The 17485-nt window shown below is 65.5% G+C and carries 19 protein-coding genes and 1 pseudogene; 5 read left to right on the plus strand and 15 right to left on the minus strand.

The genetic code is table 11. The annotated features are described in order from the left end of the window. Positions 1–42 precede the first annotated feature (42 nt). Genes AB4Z32_RS10350 through AB4Z32_RS10365 form a run of 4 tightly spaced genes read left to right on the plus strand, consistent with a single transcriptional unit; the run spans position 43 to position 4291 of the window. Positions 43–1476 carry a S1 family peptidase gene (locus tag AB4Z32_RS10350; protein WP_442121766.1) on the plus strand — a complete coding sequence of 478 codons (1434 nt, stop codon included), beginning with the start codon at positions 43–45 and terminating at the stop codon, positions 1474–1476. Beyond that, positions 1473–2441: an FHA domain-containing protein gene (locus AB4Z32_RS10355; RefSeq protein ID WP_442121767.1), complete on the plus strand. Its 969-nt coding sequence runs from the start codon at positions 1473–1475 to the stop codon at positions 2439–2441. Before AB4Z32_RS10350 ends, AB4Z32_RS10355 begins: the two co-directional genes overlap by 4 nt. A 52-nt stretch (positions 2442–2493) precedes the next feature. After that, a complete protein-coding gene (locus tag AB4Z32_RS10360) occupies positions 2494–3549 on the plus strand; it encodes a sensor histidine kinase (protein ID WP_442121768.1) in 1056 nt (351 codons plus the stop codon). A 7-nt stretch (positions 3550–3556) separates the two neighbouring features. Continuing rightward, positions 3557–4291 (plus strand): LytR/AlgR family response regulator transcription factor, encoded by a 735-nt coding sequence (locus tag AB4Z32_RS10365; protein ID WP_442121769.1) that lies wholly within the window; start codon positions 3557–3559, stop codon positions 4289–4291. A 6-nt stretch (positions 4292–4297) separates the two neighbouring features. Here AB4Z32_RS10365 and AB4Z32_RS10370 read toward each other — a convergent pair whose 3' ends face one another. The 4 genes and pseudogenes from AB4Z32_RS10370 to AB4Z32_RS10385 form a co-directional block, all read right to left on the minus strand. Continuing rightward, positions 4298–4897, minus strand: a complete 600-nt coding sequence (locus AB4Z32_RS10370; RefSeq protein ID WP_442121770.1) for a phasin family protein — start codon at positions 4895–4897, stop codon at positions 4298–4300. 154 nt (positions 4898–5051) lie between these two features. Beyond that, the gene (locus tag AB4Z32_RS10375; protein ID WP_442121968.1) at positions 5052–5891 is read right to left on the minus strand and encodes an ion transporter; all 840 of its coding nucleotides are present in this window, start codon (positions 5889–5891) and stop codon (positions 5052–5054) included. Between the two features lie 83 nt (positions 5892–5974). After that, positions 5975–6166 (minus strand): annotated as a pseudogene (locus tag AB4Z32_RS10380) (VOC family protein); the annotation flags it as partial. 28 nt (positions 6167–6194) lie between these two features. Then, positions 6195–6749: an NADPH-dependent FMN reductase gene (locus AB4Z32_RS10385; protein WP_442121771.1), complete on the minus strand. Its 555-nt coding sequence runs from the start codon at positions 6747–6749 to the stop codon at positions 6195–6197. 23 nt (positions 6750–6772) lie between these two features. Here AB4Z32_RS10385 and AB4Z32_RS10390 point away from each other — a divergent pair, with 23 nt between their 5' ends. Beyond that, positions 6773–7132, plus strand: coding sequence for a hypothetical protein (locus tag AB4Z32_RS10390; protein WP_442121772.1), 360 nt, complete (start codon positions 6773–6775; stop codon positions 7130–7132). A 1-nt stretch (position 7133) separates the two neighbouring features. Here the strand turns inward: AB4Z32_RS10390 and AB4Z32_RS10395 are convergent, their stop codons facing one another. The 11 genes from AB4Z32_RS10395 to nuoL all read right to left on the minus strand — a co-directional run bounded on the left by AB4Z32_RS10395 (position 7134) and on the right by nuoL (position 17466). After that, positions 7134–7535, minus strand: a complete 402-nt coding sequence (locus AB4Z32_RS10395) for a TerB family tellurite resistance protein (protein WP_442121773.1) — start codon at positions 7533–7535, stop codon at positions 7134–7136. Positions 7536–7631: 96 nt separating this feature from the next. Continuing rightward, entirely contained in the window at positions 7632–7940 is a 309-nt protein-coding gene (locus AB4Z32_RS10400; protein WP_442121774.1) for a hypothetical protein, read from the minus strand. 1 nt (position 7941) lies between these two features. Beyond that, entirely contained in the window at positions 7942–9183 is a 1242-nt protein-coding gene (locus tag AB4Z32_RS10405) for an MFS transporter (RefSeq protein WP_442121775.1), read from the minus strand. 188 nt (positions 9184–9371) lie between these two features. After that, on the minus strand, positions 9372–9878 hold the full coding sequence (gene ispF, locus AB4Z32_RS10410) for a 2-C-methyl-D-erythritol 2,4-cyclodiphosphate synthase (protein ID WP_442121776.1): 507 nt from the start codon (positions 9876–9878) through the stop codon (positions 9372–9374). A gap of 5 nt (positions 9879–9883) precedes the next feature. Then, positions 9884–10588: a 2-C-methyl-D-erythritol 4-phosphate cytidylyltransferase gene (ispD, locus tag AB4Z32_RS10415; RefSeq protein ID WP_442121777.1), complete on the minus strand. Its 705-nt coding sequence runs from the start codon at positions 10586–10588 to the stop codon at positions 9884–9886. Beyond that, a complete protein-coding gene (locus AB4Z32_RS10420; protein ID WP_442121778.1) occupies positions 10589–11329 on the minus strand; it encodes a hypothetical protein in 741 nt (246 codons plus the stop codon). Between the two features lies 1 nt (position 11330). Then, positions 11331–11888, minus strand: a complete 558-nt coding sequence (locus AB4Z32_RS10425; protein WP_442121779.1) for an NUDIX domain-containing protein — start codon at positions 11886–11888, stop codon at positions 11331–11333. A 59-nt stretch (positions 11889–11947) separates the two neighbouring features. Beyond that, positions 11948–12268 carry a DUF2818 family protein gene (locus AB4Z32_RS10430; RefSeq protein WP_442121780.1) on the minus strand — a complete coding sequence of 107 codons (321 nt, stop codon included), beginning with the start codon at positions 12266–12268 and terminating at the stop codon, positions 11948–11950. Positions 12269–12274: 6 nt separating this feature from the next. Continuing rightward, the gene (nuoN, locus tag AB4Z32_RS10435) at positions 12275–13801 is read right to left on the minus strand and encodes an NADH-quinone oxidoreductase subunit NuoN (protein ID WP_442121781.1); all 1527 of its coding nucleotides are present in this window, start codon (positions 13799–13801) and stop codon (positions 12275–12277) included. Between the two features lie 18 nt (positions 13802–13819). Then, on the minus strand, positions 13820–15328 hold the full coding sequence (locus AB4Z32_RS10440; RefSeq protein ID WP_442121782.1) for an NADH-quinone oxidoreductase subunit M: 1509 nt from the start codon (positions 15326–15328) through the stop codon (positions 13820–13822). A gap of 17 nt (positions 15329–15345) precedes the next feature. Continuing rightward, positions 15346–17466: an NADH-quinone oxidoreductase subunit L gene (gene nuoL / locus AB4Z32_RS10445; protein ID WP_442121783.1), complete on the minus strand. Its 2121-nt coding sequence runs from the start codon at positions 17464–17466 to the stop codon at positions 15346–15348. Positions 17467–17485 lie beyond the last annotated feature (19 nt).

A 17485-nucleotide genomic window follows, 5' to 3' on the forward strand; every position in this document is an offset into this window, starting at 1 on the left:
CTGGCAAGATGAACTCCAGTCATCTTTCCAGCGACGAATGGAATGCGCCCGCTCCCGCTTGTCACCCTCTTGTGCCTGCTCTGCGCCATCGCCGGCGCCGCGCCTGTCGCACAGAAGAGCGCTTCGACGGGCGCCGGCGGCAAGCAGGCGCCGCAGCCGCCGCTGGTGATCCCTCCCGCCACGCCGCCCGCCACCACGCCGCCCGCTCCCCTCCCCGGCGAAACCGACGAAACCGCGGCCCTGCCGCCGCCCTCCACCGCCGCCCAGGACCTGTACTCGGCCGCCAAGTCCGACCTGCTGCAGATCCGCATGCTGCTGAAGAACGGCCGCAGCCAGTCCTCGGTCGGCTCGGGCTTCCTGGTCGGCACCGGCAGGCTGGTGCTGACGAATTACCACGTGGTGTCGCAGATGGCGCTCGACCCCGACGTCTACATCGGCGAATACGTCGACACCGACGGCAGGACCGGCCCGGTCGAGCTGATGGCGGTCGACGTGCTGCACGACCTCGCGGTGGTGCGCGTGAACCGCGAAGGCACCGGTTTCTTCCAGGTGCCCGACCGTCCGGTCAGGCTGACCCAGGGCCAGTACCTGTACTCGCTGGGGAATCCTCTCGACCTCGGCTTCGCGATCTCGGAAGGCGCCTATAACGGTGTGGTCACGCGCAGCTTCTACGACCAGCTGATCTTCACGGGGCCGATCAACTCCGGCATGAGCGGCGGTCCCAGCGTGACGGCGTCCGGCACCGTGGCCGGGATCAACGTCTCGAAGCGCCGCGACGGCGAGTCGGTCAGCTTCCTGGTGCCGGTACGCTTCGCCCAGGAACTGCTGCGCAAGGTTGCCGCGCAGCCGCACCCGCCGAAAGACTTCAATCCGCTGATCGCCCAGCAGCTGCTGGCCCACCAGCGCGAAATGATCGACCGCCTGCTGGCCGAGCCGCTGTCGATCAAGACCATGGGGCCCTATCACGTGCCGGTGCGCGAATCGCAGCAGCTGCGCTGCTGGGGGCGCACCAACTTCCGCCTCGAAGCCGAGTTCACCGGCGATTCCGTCAGCTGCGCGATGGAGGTGGCGGTGTACGTCTCCGATTCCCAGCAGACCGGGCATGTGTCGATGTCCCACCTCTACCTGCGTTCGGCCGGCATGCATCCGCTGCAGTTCGCGGCACTGGCCAGCGCCCGCTTCCGGGTCGACCGCATCGGCGCCTCGCGCGACGTGCGCCTGACCCGCCCGTCCTGCACCGAGCAGTTCGTGCACACGGCCAGCCTGCCGCTGCGCGCCGTCACCTGCGTGCGCGCCTACCGCAAGTTTGCCGGCCTGTACAACTTCACCCTGCTCACCGCCAGCACCGACGACGGCCATGCCAGCCTGCAGAGCCGTCTCGACCTGGCCGGCGTCTCCTACGAGAACGGCCTGCGCGCCACCCGCGCCTTCCTGTCCTCGCTGGGACGGACCCAGCCCCGGAGGCTGGCGCGATGAGCGGCCCCTGGTATATCGAGACCCTGGCGCGCAACGGCGACGTGCTGCAGCGCCACTGCGTGGACGCCCTGCCGATCCGGATCGGCCGCGGCTACGATAACGAGCTGATTCTCGACGACGACTATGTGGCCGCCAGCCACGCGCGCATCGAGCTGGACAATGCCGGACGCCTGGTGTTGCGCGACCTCGGCAGCAGGAACGGCCTGAATCATCGCGGCAAGCGGCTGCAGGAAGTGGTGCTGTCCGGGGATACCGTGGTGCGCATCGGCCATACCTCGCTGCGGGTGCGGGCGGCGAGTTTTCCGGTGGCGCCGGAGCTCGAGGACCGCACCTTCCACCGCTGGGAAGGCGCGCTGCCCGGCACGGCCGGCGTCCTGCTGGTCGGCGCCTGCGCCCTGTTTGCGCGCTGGCTCAGCGACACGCAGTATGTCGAGTTCGTGCGCTATTTCGAGGCCCTGGCATGGGGCGTCGGCGCGGCCCTGCTGTGGGCCGGCGTGTGGTCCTTCGCCAACCGCCTGTTCGGACGCCATGCGCGCCTGGGCCGCCACCTGTTCGTGTTCGGCTGCGGGCTGGCTGCGCTGAGCCTGGTGGCGATGCTGTGCGCCACCGCCGCCTATGCCTTCTCGGTCGAGTTCTTCACCCGCTATGCCTCGCACGCGGCGACGCTGCTGGTGGCCGGCATGCTCTATTTCCACCTCTGCACCGTCAGGCCGCAGAACCGCCTGCGCTACCGCTGGATCGCCGCCGGCCTGGCGGTGCTGGGCTCCGGCCTGATCCTGGCCTTCAACCTGCAGCGCACCGGACGCCTGGCGGACGAGCTCTACATGGCGGTGCTGATGCCGCCCGGTCTGCGGGTCAGCCGCGACCACGGCATCGACGAATTCATGCGCGAGGTCGAGGGCATGAAGGAGCCGCTCGACCGCAGCCGCGGGCGCAAGCCGGGCGAGGATGAACTGGAATACTGATTCCAGTATTCTGGATTTTGACAATCAGGCAAGGATGGCAGATGATTTCGCCATGCAGATTCCTCGCCGCAATCTCGTCTTCATCCTGGTATGGGTCCTGTTCTGGACCCTGATGGTGCTGGTGGCCGTCCAGGACTTCCAGCGCAACGAACACAGCCCCGAGCTGTGGAAGCCGGTGTTATGGGAGGGTTCGTCGGCACTGGTGGCGACCGTGCTGGTACTCGCGCAGCTGCGCTTCAGCCGCCGCGACGACGCGCTGCTCGGCAGTCCCGGTCGCTGGTTCGCGCGCCAGGCGCTGTGGCTGCCGGTGTGGTGGATCGTCTTCACGCCGCTCGCCTTCGGCATCCGCCACGCCGTGTATGCGCTGATGGGCGCTACCTACTACCATGATTCATGGCCGCACCTGTTCGTCTACGAGTCGATGAAGATCTCGATCTTCGCCGGCCTGTTCACGGCGGTCCGCTTCGGCATCAAGTCCTACCTGGCCCTGGTCGAAGCCGAGCTGCGCGCGCAGCGGGCGATCGCCCTCCAGCAGCAGGCCCAGCTGCAGCGCCTGGCCCAGCAGATGCAACCCCACTTCCTGTTCAATGCGCTGAACACGGTGTCCTCGCTGATGCACGTCGACGTCGACAAGGCCGACGCCACCCTCCAGCAACTGGCCGAGATGCTGCGCGCCACCCTCGCCCTGGGGGAGGCGCACGAGGCGCCGCTGCGGGCCGAGCTGGCGATCGCGCAAAGCTATGCCGGCGTGATGGCGGAGCGCTTTGCCGGCCGGGTCGAGATCGGCTGGCGCATCGACGATGCCCTGCTGGCCCAGCCGCTGCCCGTGATGAGCCTGCAGCCGCTGCTGGAAAACGTGTTCAAGCACACGGTCGAAAAGCGCCGCGGCCTGACCCGCATCGAGGTCTCGGCCCAGCGCGAACAGGATGCGATGGTGCTGCGGGTGGACGACGACGGCCGTCTCGGCGCCACGGCCGGCGCGGGCGGCGGCATCGGCCTGTCAAACCTGCGGGCCCGCCTGGCGGCGCTGTACGGCACGCGCGCCTCGCTGGACCTGGCCGCCCGCGACGGTGGCGGCGTGCGCGCCGAGCTGAGGGTGCCATGCTGAGGTTCACATGCGTATTCTGATCGTCGACGACGAAAAGCCCGCGCGCGACAAGCTGCGCCGCCTGCTGGCGCAGGAAACGGGCGTCGCCGCGATCGAGGAAGCGCCGGACGGCATCGACGCGCTGGAACGCATCGAAGCCTTCAGGCCGGACGCCCTGTTCCTCGACATCGCCATGCCCGAGCTGTCCGGCATCGAGCTGGCAGCCTCGCTGCCGGAACCGGCGCCGGCCATCGTCTTCGTGACCGCTTACGACGAGTATGCACTGCGCGCCTTCGACGCCGGCGCCATCGACTACCTGCTCAAGCCCTACGATGCGGCCCGCCTGGCGCGCGCCGTACAGCGCCTGCGGGAACGCATCGCCGCACCCGGGGCCCAGGCCTTGCCGGCCCTGCCCGTGCAACAGCTGCTGGTTTCCGAACGCGGCGCCACGCGCGTGGTGCCGGTGGCCGAGATCGGCTGGATCGAGAGCGCGGACAACTACGTGGCCCTGCACACGCCGTCCGGCAGCCCACTGCTGCGCCAGACCCTGGCCGGACTGGCGGAACGGCTGGAACCGGCCTTCCTGCGCTGCCACCGGCGCGCCGCCGTGCAGCTGGCGTGGATCGAGCGGGTGGTCCCGCTCGACAAGGGGGATTGCGAACTGGTGCTGCGCGGCGGCGCCCGCGTGCCCTGCAGCCGCCAGTACCGCGCTGCCGTGATGGAAAGGCTGGGCGCGGTCACTGGGGCTTGCACCGGAAGGTAATGCCGCTCAGTGCGTCGTTGCGCCGCGCTGGCTCTGGCTGCCGCCCTGGCCGCCGGACTGCGTCTGCTGCGGGCTGCCCTGGGCATTGGCCGCACCGCTCTGCGTGCCCGCGCCGGCGCTCGATTGCGACGAGGAAGCGGCGCCGTTGCCCACGTGCGCGAAGGGATCGGAGAACTGGCGCACGGTTTCCTGCTGGGCGCGCAGGCCGCGCTCGGTCTGCTCGGTGGCGTCGCGCGCCACCTCGTCGGCCAGGGCCCGTGCGGTACGGGTGGTATTCTGGACGTGCTGCTCGGTCACTCTTGCCAGGTCCACCTGGGCGTCGGCCGCCAGGCGGGTGATGTGCTGCTGGTAGGCGCGCAGCTTGTCGCTGGCCGGCTGGGCGCGCGCGGCGGCGGCGCTCAGCAGCTCGGTCTGGCGGTCGGCGCTGAGCATGTGCTTGCCGGCCAGCGTGGTTTCCTCGATCATGGTCTGCATCAGCTGGATGTTCAGGTCGCACATCTGCTGGAAGGAGCGGAACAGCGACTTCGACATGTCGTTCAGGAATGCGGTCTGGGCGTCGACGTGGGTCTTCACTGCCGGGGCGACGGTTTGCGGAAATGGATACATGCCTTGCCTCGCTTTCAGGATAAATGATTGGAAGAATCTGAAAGGCCACGGCGGCGGTTTTGCTGCACCGCCGCATGTCCGTGGCATGAAGCTAGAAGACTAAAGACGCGGCTGTACACGAGTTTGATCTAGATTAAACGTGCCGGACTTGAATTCAGGAGGACGAACCCGGCCCCGCCTGGGGCTTGGACGCCGGCAACTCCCTGCCGCAATCCTTGCAGAAACGGGCGCCCGCTTCGTGGCCACGACTGCCGCAGGCCTCGCATTTGCGCGTCGCCAGCAGACGTGCCGGCCCGACCCTGCGGTCGCCGCGTCGCGCCGAGATTTCGGCCGTCACGATGCCGGTCGGCACCGCCAGGATGCCCCAGCCCAGCAGCATCATGAAGGAAGCGATCGCCTTGCCCAGTTGGGTATGCGGCGTGATGTCGCCGTAGCCGACCGTGGTCATGGTCACGGTGGCCCAGTACATCGCGACCGGGATGCTGGTATAGCCGTTCTTCGGCCCCTCGACCACGTACATGACGGTGCCGAGGATCAGGATAGCCATCAGCACCACCGACAGGAAGACCAGGATCTTGCGGCGGCTGGCGGACAGCGCCTCGCCCAGGCGCGTGTACTCCTCGATGTAGAGCGTCAGCTTGAAGATGCGGAAGACGCGCAGCAGGCGCAGGATGCGGATGTCGAGGAAGAGATTGCTGCCCGGCAGCAGCAGCGAGAAATAGGTCGGCAGCACGGCCAACAGGTCGATCACGCCGTAGAACCCGGCCGCATAGCGCCAGGGCCGCTGCACGCAGGCGAGGCGCGCCAGGTATTCGACGCTGAACAGCAGGGTGAAGGTCCACTCGACCACGTTCAGCGTTTCGCCGTACTCGCGGTGCAGGCCGGGCACGCTGTCCAGCACCACGACCAGGATGCTGAGCATGATCGCGAAGACCAGTCCGATGTCGAAGCGGCGCCCGGCCGGGGTGTCGGCCTCGAAGATGACGTCGAACATGCGCCGCCGCAGGCCGGACGGCGGCTTGCCGTAGGAGTCCGGAACCTGCGAAACGTAGGGCTTGTCGGCGCGCGGTTCCGGCGTCACTTTGTGGCCGGCCCCTTCAGCTCGATCATGTTCCCTTCCGGGTCTTGCAGGTAGATCGAGGGCCCTTCGCCCTCGGCGCCGAAGCGCGATTCGACGGGGCCGGCCTCGACCCCGTGCGCCGCCAGGTGGGCGCGGATCGCGGCTTCGTCGAAGGGCTCGACGCGGAAGCAGATGTGGTCGATCTCGCGGATCCTGACCGCGCCGCAGGTCCCCATGTCAGTCGGCATGGCGTTCGACCCAGGTGGCGAAGCATTCCATGAACTGCTGCAGGAAGCCGTGCAGCGATTCGTCGGTGAGCTTGTCGCCGTCGAACTTGTTGCCGATGCCGCCGATATAGGCCTCCGGCTGCTGCATGCAGGGCATGTTGAGGAAGACCAGGGACTGGCGCAAGGCGTGGTTGGCGCCGAAGCCGCCCATTGCGCCCGGCGAATTGCTGACCACGGCGCAGGGCTTGCCGTTCCAGGCCGCCTTGCCGTAGGGGCGCGAGCCGACGTCGATGGCGTTCTTGAGCACCCCGGGCAGCGAACGGTTGTACTCGGGCGTGCAGAACAGCACGCCGTCGGCCTCGCGGATGCGGTCGCGGAACTCGGTCCAGCGCGGCGGCGGCGTGTCGGTCTCGTCATCCTGGTTGTACATCGGAAGCTGGGCGATGTTGACGATTTCCAGCTCCAGCGTGGGCGGGGCTACCAGCATCAGGCTTTTGGCGAGCTTGCGGGTGAACGATTCCTTGCGCAGGCTGCCGACGAGAACTGCGATCTTACGCGTTGCCATGAAATTCCTTTCGAGGTTGCGGGATGGATGTCAGTACTTCAAGTGTAGCGATTTTTCATCGGGGCGGTCACGTCGTTGGCGTTTACTGGAAAGACCGTGGGCTTGCCGAGGAGCGCCGACCCGCCAATTTCAACGAATTCCGGATCTCGGGATTGAATGCCTGTGCGCTCCAGGGCACGCTCGACCAGATGGATGCGCTCCAGCAGCTTCAGAAAGCCGAGAAGCTTCCCGGTGAGCTGGCATTAGGGGACAGCGTTTATCAATTATCGCAGGGCAGCACTTCCGACCGGTGTGTCGAACGGATCCGCATACTGCTCAAGTCCTGTCCTTATGCCCTTTCGAATAATGCAAAAGGAAAATTGCTTGCCCTTCGCGGTAACTAGCTTACGCGGCATGCAGGCGCGGCACCGACCACACCTTGAACGCGCGCTCGATCAGCAAGGTCTCGCGGGTATCCAGCACGCTGTCCGCATGGACGATGTCGAGCATGGCCTTCATGACCGCCATGCGCAAGGTCGTGTCCTGGAGTTCGCCCAGCAGGGCATCGAGCAGGTGGACGTCGATCTCGACTTCCTGGCTGCAGCGCCGGGCGGCGGTCGCGAGCAGGTCTTCGCAGAGGTCGCGCACCACGTCGTCGAAATCGTCCTCGGCGATGCCCACCTGCTGCAGGATGCCCGAGCGGTGCATGGCCTTCAGTTCCGAGGGCGCCAGGTGGCCGTCGACGATCATGGTCAGCGCCAGCAGCCTGGAAATTGCCTTGGGACTGTCGGTGGGATAGGAACGCATTGTGAAACTCCTCGAATAGTGGAGACAACAGACTACTGCCTTCCACCCAAAACTAAAACCGAAGAAATCTTGAGATATATTCAGGTTTTTTCGAAGTCAAATCCGCCGGCGGCGATATTCGTCAAGGAAGGACTCGGTTTCGCGCGCCGTCAGCACCTTCACCGGATCGCCATGGTGGGCGTACAGGTAAGGCGCCCCGCCCATCCGGTCGGTCAGCTTGGCGCGGATCAGGAAGCGGGTCCCGAGCGGGTACAGTTCCGGGTCGCGCAGCGCGCGCGAGCAATGCACGCGCATCGAGGTCGCGTAGGCCTGTCCCGCCATCGGCCGGATGTGCGGCATCCCGGTGCGCGGGTCCATCACCGATTCGACCGCAACCTCGCGGTAGGCCCAGGGATCGCGCGCCATCTCAGGCTTTCGCCGCCGCCGCTGCGGCGGCGCTGTGCACGGCCGCCTCGCGGATCGGCAGGTTGACCAGGGCGGCGGCCAGCGCCAGCAGGATGTCGGCGTACCACATCCAGGAATAATCGCCGAACTTCACGAAGGCCAGTCCGCCCAGCCACGCGCCGAAGAAGCCGCCGATCTGGTGCGACAGCAGGGTCAGGCCGAACAGGGTCGACAGGTAGCGCATGCCGAACAACTTGCCGACCAGGCCGGCCGTCGGCGGCACCGTCGCCAGCCACGAGAAGCCGAGCGCCGCCGCGAACAGGTAGAAGGTCAGCGCGGTCTTCGGCGCCAGCAGGTAGAGGCCGATGATGACGGCACGTCCGCCATAGATCGCGGCCAGCAGCCACTTCATGCGGTAGCGCTGGCCGAGCGCCCCGGCAACCAGCGAGCCGGCGATGTTGAACAGGCCGATCAGACCCAGCGCGGTGGCGGACACGCCGGCCGGCAGGCCGCACAGGGCGACCTCGCCCGGCAGGTGGGTGACCAGGAAGGCGATGTGGAAGCCGCAGGTGAAGAAGCCGGCGTGCAGGCAGAGGTAGCTCTTGTCGCGCATGGCTTCGCGCACCTGGCGGCCCAGCGAATACTCGTCGACGGCGGCGCCGGCTTTTGCGCCCGGCGCCGGCGCGCGCCCGCGTACGAGGGCGGCCAGCGGAATGGTCAGCAAGGTGGTGGCGGCCAGCGCGAACATCGCCACGACCCATCCGCTGGCCTGGATCACGAGCTGCACCAGCGGCGAGAACACGAACTGGCCGAAGGAGCCGCCCGCATTGATGAAGCCGGCGGCGAAGGGCCGGCGCTCGGGCGGCAGGCGCTGGGCGGTGGCGCCGATCAGGATCGAGAAACTGCCGGCCCCCGCCCCGGCCGCCGACAGCACGCCCAGGGTCAGCATCAATCCCCACTGCGATGACACGAAAGGCGTGGCGGCCAGGCCCGCGGCCAGCATCACGCCGCCCAGCACGATCACGCGCGCCGGGCCCCACTTGTCGGCCACGGCGCCGAAGATCGGCTGCGAAGCGCCCCACATGAACTGGCCGACCGCCATCGCCAGGCTGATCGAGGCGACGCCGAGGCCGGTGGAGGTGTTGATCGGGGAAAGGAAGAGACCGGTGGTCAGGCGCGCCGCCATCGTGATCATCAGGATCGCACTGGCGGACAGGATGAGCAGCCACGCGGCGCGTGGCGTCATCGGGGTCTGGCTGGTCATCTTGGCTCCCTTGTTGTCGTTTGTGTTCGACAGTGTCGCATGGAGTGCGGGAAGCTGCAGAGGGATGCCCCAAAACCGTCGCCCCCGCGAAGGCGGGGGGCCCATGTTCTGCTTGAGCTATCGAAACGCCGGCAAACTTGGGTCCCCGCCTGCGCGGGGACGACGCAGGGGTGCGCGAAAGCGACGAGTCAGACCTTGACCAACAAAGCCGTAGCCTGCGCCGCCATCCCCTCTTCCCGCCCCAGGAAGCCGAGCTTCTCGTTGGTCTTGGCCTTGATGTTGACCTGCTGCGGCGAAACGCCCAGGTCCTCGGCGATGCGCGAGACCATCTGCGGGATGTGCGGCGCCATCTTCGGCTGCTGGGCGATGATGGTGGCGTCGATGTTGCCGATGGTATAGCCGGTGGCGAGCACGCGCGAGGCCACTTCGCGCAGCAGGGTGCGCGAGTCGGCGCCGGCGAACATCGGATCGGTGTCCGGGAAGTGCTTGCCGATGTCGCCGAGGGCGGCGGCGCCCAGCAGGGAATCGATGATGGCGTGCAGCAGCACGTCGGCATCCGAATGGCCCAGCAGGCCAAGGCGATGCGGGATGGTGACGCCGCCGACGATCAGCTTGCGCCCCTCGACCAGGGCGTGGCAGTCATAGCCGGTCCCGATACGGAACGGCGGAGTTGGGTTATACGATGCAAGAGCCATGGTGTTCACACGAGTTCAGGTTGGGACACTGCCAGGTACAGCTCGGCAATCCGGATATCGTCCGGCAGCGTCACTTTCAGGTTGCGGGGATGCCCTTCGACCAACTTGGGGGTCAATCCCAGCGCTTCAACCGCACTGGCGTCATCGGTAATCGTATTCGGGTCGGTAGCCGCCGTCAGCGCTTCGCGCAGCAGCTGGAAACGGAACATCTGCGGGGTCTGCGCCAGCCACAGGCCGTTGCGCGGAATGGTGCCGCAGGCTTCGCCTTCGATGCAGCGCTTGACGGTGTCGACCACCGGCAGGCCCAGCAGGCCGCCGACCGGGTGGTCGCCGGTAGCCGTGATCAGCTTCTCGATCAGCTCGGCGGTCAGTCCCGGGCGGGCGGCGTCATGCACCAGCACCCAGTCGGTCGGCGCCAGGGTGTTGGCCAGCACGGCCAGCCCGTTGCGCACCGATTCCATGCGGCTCGCGCCGCCGCAGCGCAGGACGGTCACGCCATGGCTCGGGGCCACCGCGTCGATGCAGGGGTCGTCCGGGCTCACCACGACGAAGGTGTGGGCGATCAGGTCGCTCGACAGGAAGGCGTCGAGGGTATGCCGCAGCATCGGCTTGCCGCCGATCTTGATGTACTGCTTGGGGCTGCCCGCGCCCATGCGGGCACCGACGCCCGCGGCAGGAATTAAGGCAAAGTAACGTGGTGCTTGATTCATTTATGAGCTTGTTGATGAAGGCGATCGTCTTGTCGATCCAATAAGAGACTGTACCTCACCTTGGCAAACTTTGCTGAGACGCGCGTACTCGCGCGGACTGTCGATACCTGCCTGCAGCGCCCTGGCCTTGCCCATTTCGCGCTTGATGAAGGGCATCCAGCGCCCGTCCAGTTCGGCCTGCACGCGGGCCAGGGCCTGGCCGTGCAAGGCATACACGGGACGGCCGTCGAAACGCCGCCCCAGCGCCTCGCGCACCCTGCTTTCCACTTTCGGCAGGTAATCGACGTAGGCCTTGAGATGGCGCATCTCGTGCGCAAGTATCTCGCGATATGCACAAGTGCCCGGGGCGAACTCGCTGCCCACATAGATCACGATCGGCAGATAGGACAGGCTCACGCCGACCTGGGGCAGCAGGCATTCCTCGCCGGTATCCGGGTCGCTGACGATGGCGCCCTCGACGCTGATCGCCACCCGCGACTCGGCGCGGGTCAGGCCCAGCACGTAGTCGCCCACGCGTTCCGGCTTGATCCGGGTGAGGCTGCGGTAGGACAGGCTGCTGTCGACGCGGTAGCCGTTGTCGTGGGCCTCGACGCTGACGCCGGGGCGCCGCACTTCGCTGTCCAGCCCCAGTTGCCGGGCTTCGCAGCGCGCCTCGAAAGGCGTGCGCGCCGCCGCGTCGGCGGCCGCGAACAGGATCAGCAACGGCAGGCACAGCGGCAGGCACGGCGCCAGTCTCGCCATCTCAGGAAGGTGTCCAGGTGCCGGCGGCGTACTTCTCCAGCCAGAAGGTACCGATGATGGTTTTCACGTCCGTGATCTCGCCCTTGCGCACCATCTCGAGCAGCTCGGGAATGGTGGCGGTGAAGAGTTCGAGGAATTCGCCCTCGTCCAGCTTGGCCTCGCCCGCGCTCAGGCCGCGCGCCAGGAAGATCTCGAGGTGCTCGTCGGAATAGGCGATCGCGTTGTGGATGGTGCAGACGAAGTTCCACTCGGTGGCCGTATAACCGGTCTCTTCTTCGAGTTCGCGCCTGGCGGTGGCCAGAGGAAGTTCGCCCGGGTCGATCTTCCCGGCCGGGAATTCGATGAAGACGCGGTCGTTCGGGTAGCGGTACTGGCGCTCCAGCAGCACGCGGCCGTCGGCCAGCAACGGCAGGATCACGACGGCGCCGGGATGGCGGATGAACTCGCGCTTGCTTTCCGAGCCGTCGGGCAGCCTGATGCGGTCGCGGGAGACTTTGAGGAAGTGGCCATCGTAGGCGAGCTCGCCATCGATGCGGGTTTCTCTCAGGTGGGAATCCATGGTTGATGCTCCGGTGATGCGTAGGTTTTCAACAGCACCGGCGCCATGGACGCGGGTGCTCAATGCCGGCGCTTGCGCAGGTATCTCAGCACGAAACCCGGAAACGCCAGCACGACGAACATGCAGGCCGAGATTGCATAGAATTCCCAGGTTTGCGGAAAGGTATTGCCGATCCGGGATTCCAGCACATGGGCGAGTCCGCCGACGACGAAGTATAAGACAAACAACTCGAGAAGGCGCACGACGAAGAACTTCGTGTGCGCCCTGCCCTGCGCGGGCTTCAGGGGAATGAAGCCGAACACGCTCTCGTTCAGGAAAGGCAGGTTGGCGAACGCGATCGCGACCGCGATCACCAACCAGGTTGCCAGGGACAGGTCCACAGGCGCTTACGAACCCAGGGTCTGGGTCATGGCGTTGAGGCAGGCGCTCAGCAGGCCGTTCGGCATCACGCCCAGCAGCACCACCAGCACGCCGTTCAGCGACAGGGCCACGCGCATGTCGAGCGGGGTCGAGATCGGCGAAGCATCCACCACCTCGTCGAACCAGATGGTCTTGACGACGCGCAGGTAGTAGAAGGCGCCGATCAGCGAGAACATCACCGCGACGATCGCCAGCCAGTACTGGCCCGTGGCCACGACCGACTGCAGGACTGCCCACTTGGCCATGAAGCCCATCATCGGCGGCACGCCGGCCAGCGAGAACATCAGCAGGGTCATGATGACGGCGTACCACGGGCTGCGCTTGGCCAGGCCCTTGAAGTCGGCGATTTCTTCCGCTTCGAAGCCCGAGCGCGCCAGCATCATCACCAGGCCGAAGCTGCCCAGGGTGGTCAGCACGTAGGTGATGCTGTAGTACATGGCGGCGCTGTAGGCCGGGGCCGCGTTGGCGGCGTTGACCGCATCCTTGCCGCCGGTGACGCCGGCCATCATGGCCAGCAGCACGAAGCCGAGCTGGGCGATGGTCGAGTAGGCCAGCATGCGCTTGATGTTGGTCTGGGCGATCGCGGTCAGGTTACCCACGGCCAGCGACAGCACGGCCAGCACCAGCAGCATCTGCTGCCAGTCGACCGCCATCGGCAGCAGGCCTTCGACCAGGATACGGATCATCATCGCGAACGAGGCCAGCTTCGGCGCGGCGCCCAGCAGCAGGGTCACGGCGGTCGGCGAGCCCTGGTAGACGTCCGGCACCCACATGTGGAAGGGAACGGCGCCCAGCTTGAAGGCCATGCCGGCAACGATGAAGACCAGGCCGAACACCAGGATGGTGTGGTTGGCGGCGCCGGCGGCGGTCAGCTTGGCGATGGTGGTGATGTCCAGCGAACCGGTGGCACCGTAGACCATCGAGATACCGTAGAGCATGAAGCCCGAGGCCAGCGAACCCAGGATGAAGTACTTCATCGCGGCTTCGGTCGAGGTCGCATGGTCGCGGCGCAGTGCCACCAGGGCGTACAGCGACAGCGACATCATTTCCAGGCCCAGGTAGATCGGCAGCATGTTGTTGCCGGAGATCATGATCATCTGGCCCAGCATGGTGAACAGCGCGAGCACGTAGAACTCGCCGCCCATGTTACCGGACATCATGCCGCGGTCGCCGGTGTACTGGCGCGAGTACACCAGGGTGATGCCGACGGCCAGGTAGGTGAACAGCTTCAGCAGGTTCGCCATCGGATCCGACACGAACATGTTGAAGAAGGTGTAGGTCGTGGTGCCGGCGCTGAAGTCGGTCCAGGTGATCGCCGCGCAGCCCACCAGGGTGAGCAGCGACAGGATATAGGTCAGGTTGCGCTTCCCTTCCTTCAGGAACATGTCGATCAGGAGGATCGCACAGGCGGCAATCACCAGGAAGATTTCCGCGGCGAGCGGCGCCATGTTGATGGACGCCACCGATACAGTGTTGTTAATCATCGGATTCATATCGTTGTAGTTTCCTGCTTAGTGCAACGGCGGCAGCTTGCTGACCGAGACGTGCTGCAGCAGGTCGGCCACCGACACTTGCAGCGAATCGGTGAACGGCGCCGGATACAGGCCCATGTAGATGGTCAGGATCGCGAGCACGCCCAGCATGAAGAACTCACGGCCGTTCAGGTCGGTCAGTTCGGCCACATGCTTGTTGCCGATCTTGCCGAACACGACGCGCTTGACCATCCACAGCGAGTAGGCTGCGCCCAGGATCAGGGCGGTGGCGGCCAGCAGGCCGGTCCAGAAGTTGAACTTCACGGCGCCCAGGATGACCATGAATTCGCCCACGAAGCCCGAGGTCGCCGGCAGGCCGCAGTTGGCCATCGCGAACAGGACCGAGAAAGCGGCGAACTTCGGCATGCGGTTCACGACGCCGCCGTAGTCGGCGATTTCACGCGAGTGCATGCGGTCGTACAGCACGCCGATGCACAGGAACATGGCGCCCGACACGAAGCCGTGCGAGATCATCTGCACGATACCGCCCTGCACGCCGATCTCGTTGAAGATGAAGAAGCCGAGGGTGACGAAGCCCATGTGGGCGATCGACGAGTAAGCGACCAGCTTCTTCATGTCCTTCTGGACCATGGCGACCAGGCCGATGTAGATCACGGCGGTCAGCGACAGCACGATGATCAGGGGCGCCAGGTAGTGCGAGGCGTCCGGTGCGATCGGCAGCGAGAACCGCAGGAAGCCGTAGCCGCCCAGCTTCAGCATGATCGCGGCCAGCACCACGGAACCGCCGGTCGGCGCTTCCACGTGGGCGTCGGGCAGCCAGGTGTGGACCGGGAACATCGGCACCTTGACGGCGAAGGCCATCAGGAAGGCCAGGAAGATCAGGACCTGTTCCTTCATGTCCAGCGGTAACTGGTGCCATGCCAGGATGTCGAACGAACCGCCCGACTTGTTGTACAGGTAGATGATCGCGATCAGGGTCAGCAGCGAACCCATGAAGGTGTACAGGAAGAACTTGAATGCCGCGTACACACGGTTCGGGCCGCCGAACACGCCGATGATGATGTACATCGGGATCAGGGTGGCTTCAAAGAAGAAGTAGAACAGCAGGCCGTCCAGCGAGACGAACACGCCGATCATCAGGCCCGACAGCATCAGGAAGGAACCCATGTACTGGGCCACGCGTTCCTCGATCACCTGCCATGCGGAGATGACGACGATGATGGTGATGAAGGCAGTCAGCGGCACGAACCAGAGGCTCAGGCCGTCGATACCCAGGTAGTAATGGATGTTGAAGCGCTCGATCCAGGCCGCCTTCTCGACGAACTGGGGACCGTGGGCGGTATTGCTGAAGCTCGACATCAGCGGGATGGTCGGCAGGAAGCTGACCACCGCGCCGATCAGCGACAGCACGCGGGTGAAGCCCGCCTTGCTGTCACGGCCGACGGCCAGCACGATCATGCCGAAGATGATCGGTAGCCAGACCGACAGGCTCAGGTACGGAGGAAATGTGGAAATCGTGGACTGCATCTTGTTTTTCTCTCTGTTTAAGCGCGCCAGAACGGGAAGAAGTACAGCAGCGTACCCAGCACGCCCAGGATCATCACGAACGCGTAGTGGTAGATATAACCAGTCTGGAACGTGCGGACGACGGTCGAGAACCAGCCCACCAGCTTGGCGGAACCGTTGACGACCAGGCCGTCGATCAGCACGCGGTCACCCACCTGCCACAAGGCCTTGCCCACGCCGCGGGCGCCACCGGCGAACACCACCTCGTTGAACTTGTCCATGTAGTACTTGTTGTCCAGCAGGGTGTGGAGCGGGCGCAGCTTGTTGTAGAACCAGGCCGGTACGCGCGGATTGATCATGTAGCAGTAGTAGGCGGCAACGACGCCGGCCAGTGCCAGCCAGAACGGCAGCGCGGTGAAGCCGTGCAGGGCCATCTGCAGCGGGCCGTGGAATTCTTCGGCCAGCTTTTCCATCGCCGGGTGACGCTCGGCGTTGATCGTGATGACCTTGTCGAAGAAGCCGCCGTACAGCATCGGCTTGATCGCGAAGAAACCGATGATGACCGACGGGATCGCCAGCAGGATCAGCGGCAGGGTCACCACCAGCGGCGACTCGTGCGGCTTCTGGCCCGGGGCCAGGCCGTGGTGGCCGTGATCGTCGTCCTCGTCCTCTTCGTGGTGGGCGGTGGCTTCGTGCAGGGCGGTCGGGTCCTTGCCCTCGTCGCCCTGGTTGCTTGCATGATGCGCATGGTCGTCATGGTGGTCATGCGCATGGGCCTTGCCGAAACGTTCTTCGCCGTGGAACACCAGGAAGTACATGCGGAAGGAGTAGAAGGCGGTGATGAACACGCCGGCGATGACCGCGAAGTAGGCGAAGCCCGAACCCCACAGGTGGGACTCGTGCACGGCCTCGATGATCGAGTCCTTCGAATAGAAACCGGCGAAGAACGGGGTACCGATCAGGGCCAGCGAACCGAGCAGCGAGGTGATCCAGGTGATCGGCATGTACTTGCGCAGGCCGCCCATGTTGCGCATGTCCTGGTCGTGGTGCATGCCGATGATGACCGAACCGGCGCCGAGGAACAGCAGGGCCTTGAAGAAGGCGTGGGTCATCAGGTGGAACACGGCCACGTTATAGGCCGACACGCCCAAGGCGACGGTCATGTAGCCCAGCTGGGAAAGCGTGGAATAAGCAACAACGCGCTTGATGTCATTTTGAATGATGCCCAGGAAGCCCATGAACAGCGCGGTGATCGAACCGATGACGATGATGAAGGACAGCGCGGTGTCCGACAGCTCGAACAGCGGCGACATGCGCGACACCATGAAGATACCGGCGGTAACCATGGTGGCGGCGTGGATCAGCGCCGAGATCGGGGTCGGGCCTTCCATCGAGTCCGGCAGCCAGACGTGCAGCGGGAACTGCGCCGACTTGCCCATCGCGCCGATGAACAGGCAGATGCAGGCGGCGGTCAGCAGCGGCCAGCCGAGGCCGGGCACGGTCATGCCGGCCAGGTCGTGGGCCTTGGCGAAGGTTTCGCCGTAGTTCATGGTGCCGGTGGCGGCCAGCAGCAGGCCGATGCCGAGGATGAAGCCGAAGTCACCGACGCGGTTGACCAGGAAGGCCTTCATGTTCGCGAAGATGGCGGTCGGACGGGTGTACCAGAAGCCGATCAGCAGATACGAGACCAGGCCCACCGCTTCCCAGCCGAAGAACAGCTGCAGGAAGTTGTTCGACATGACCAGCATCAGCATCGAGAAGGTGAACAGCGAGATGTACGAGAAGAAGCGGTTGTAGCCTTCGTCCTCGGCCATGTAGCCGATCGTGTAGATGTGGACCATCAGCGACACCGAGGTCACCACGCACATCATCATTGCCGACAGCGCGTCGATTTGGAAACCGACCGTCATCTTCATGCTGCCGATGGTCATCCAGGTGTAGACGTCGCCGTTAAAGGTCGCGCCGCCGAGCACGTCCATCAGGGTCATGATCGAGATGACCATGGCGATGAACACGCCGGCGATGGTCGCGGTATGCGACACCTTGCGACCGACCACGTTCCCGAAGAACTTGGTGCCCAGCAGGCCGGCGATCGCCGAGCCCGCGAGCGGTGCGAGTGGCACCGCCAGCAAGAGGTTAGGGTTAATTGGCCCCGTCATTTTCTATAGCCTTATGTCT

The sequence above is a fragment of the Massilia sp. 2TAF26 genome, from assembly GCF_052115005.1.
In the GTDB taxonomy this organism is placed as follows: Bacteria; Pseudomonadota; Gammaproteobacteria; order Burkholderiales; family Burkholderiaceae_D; genus Telluria.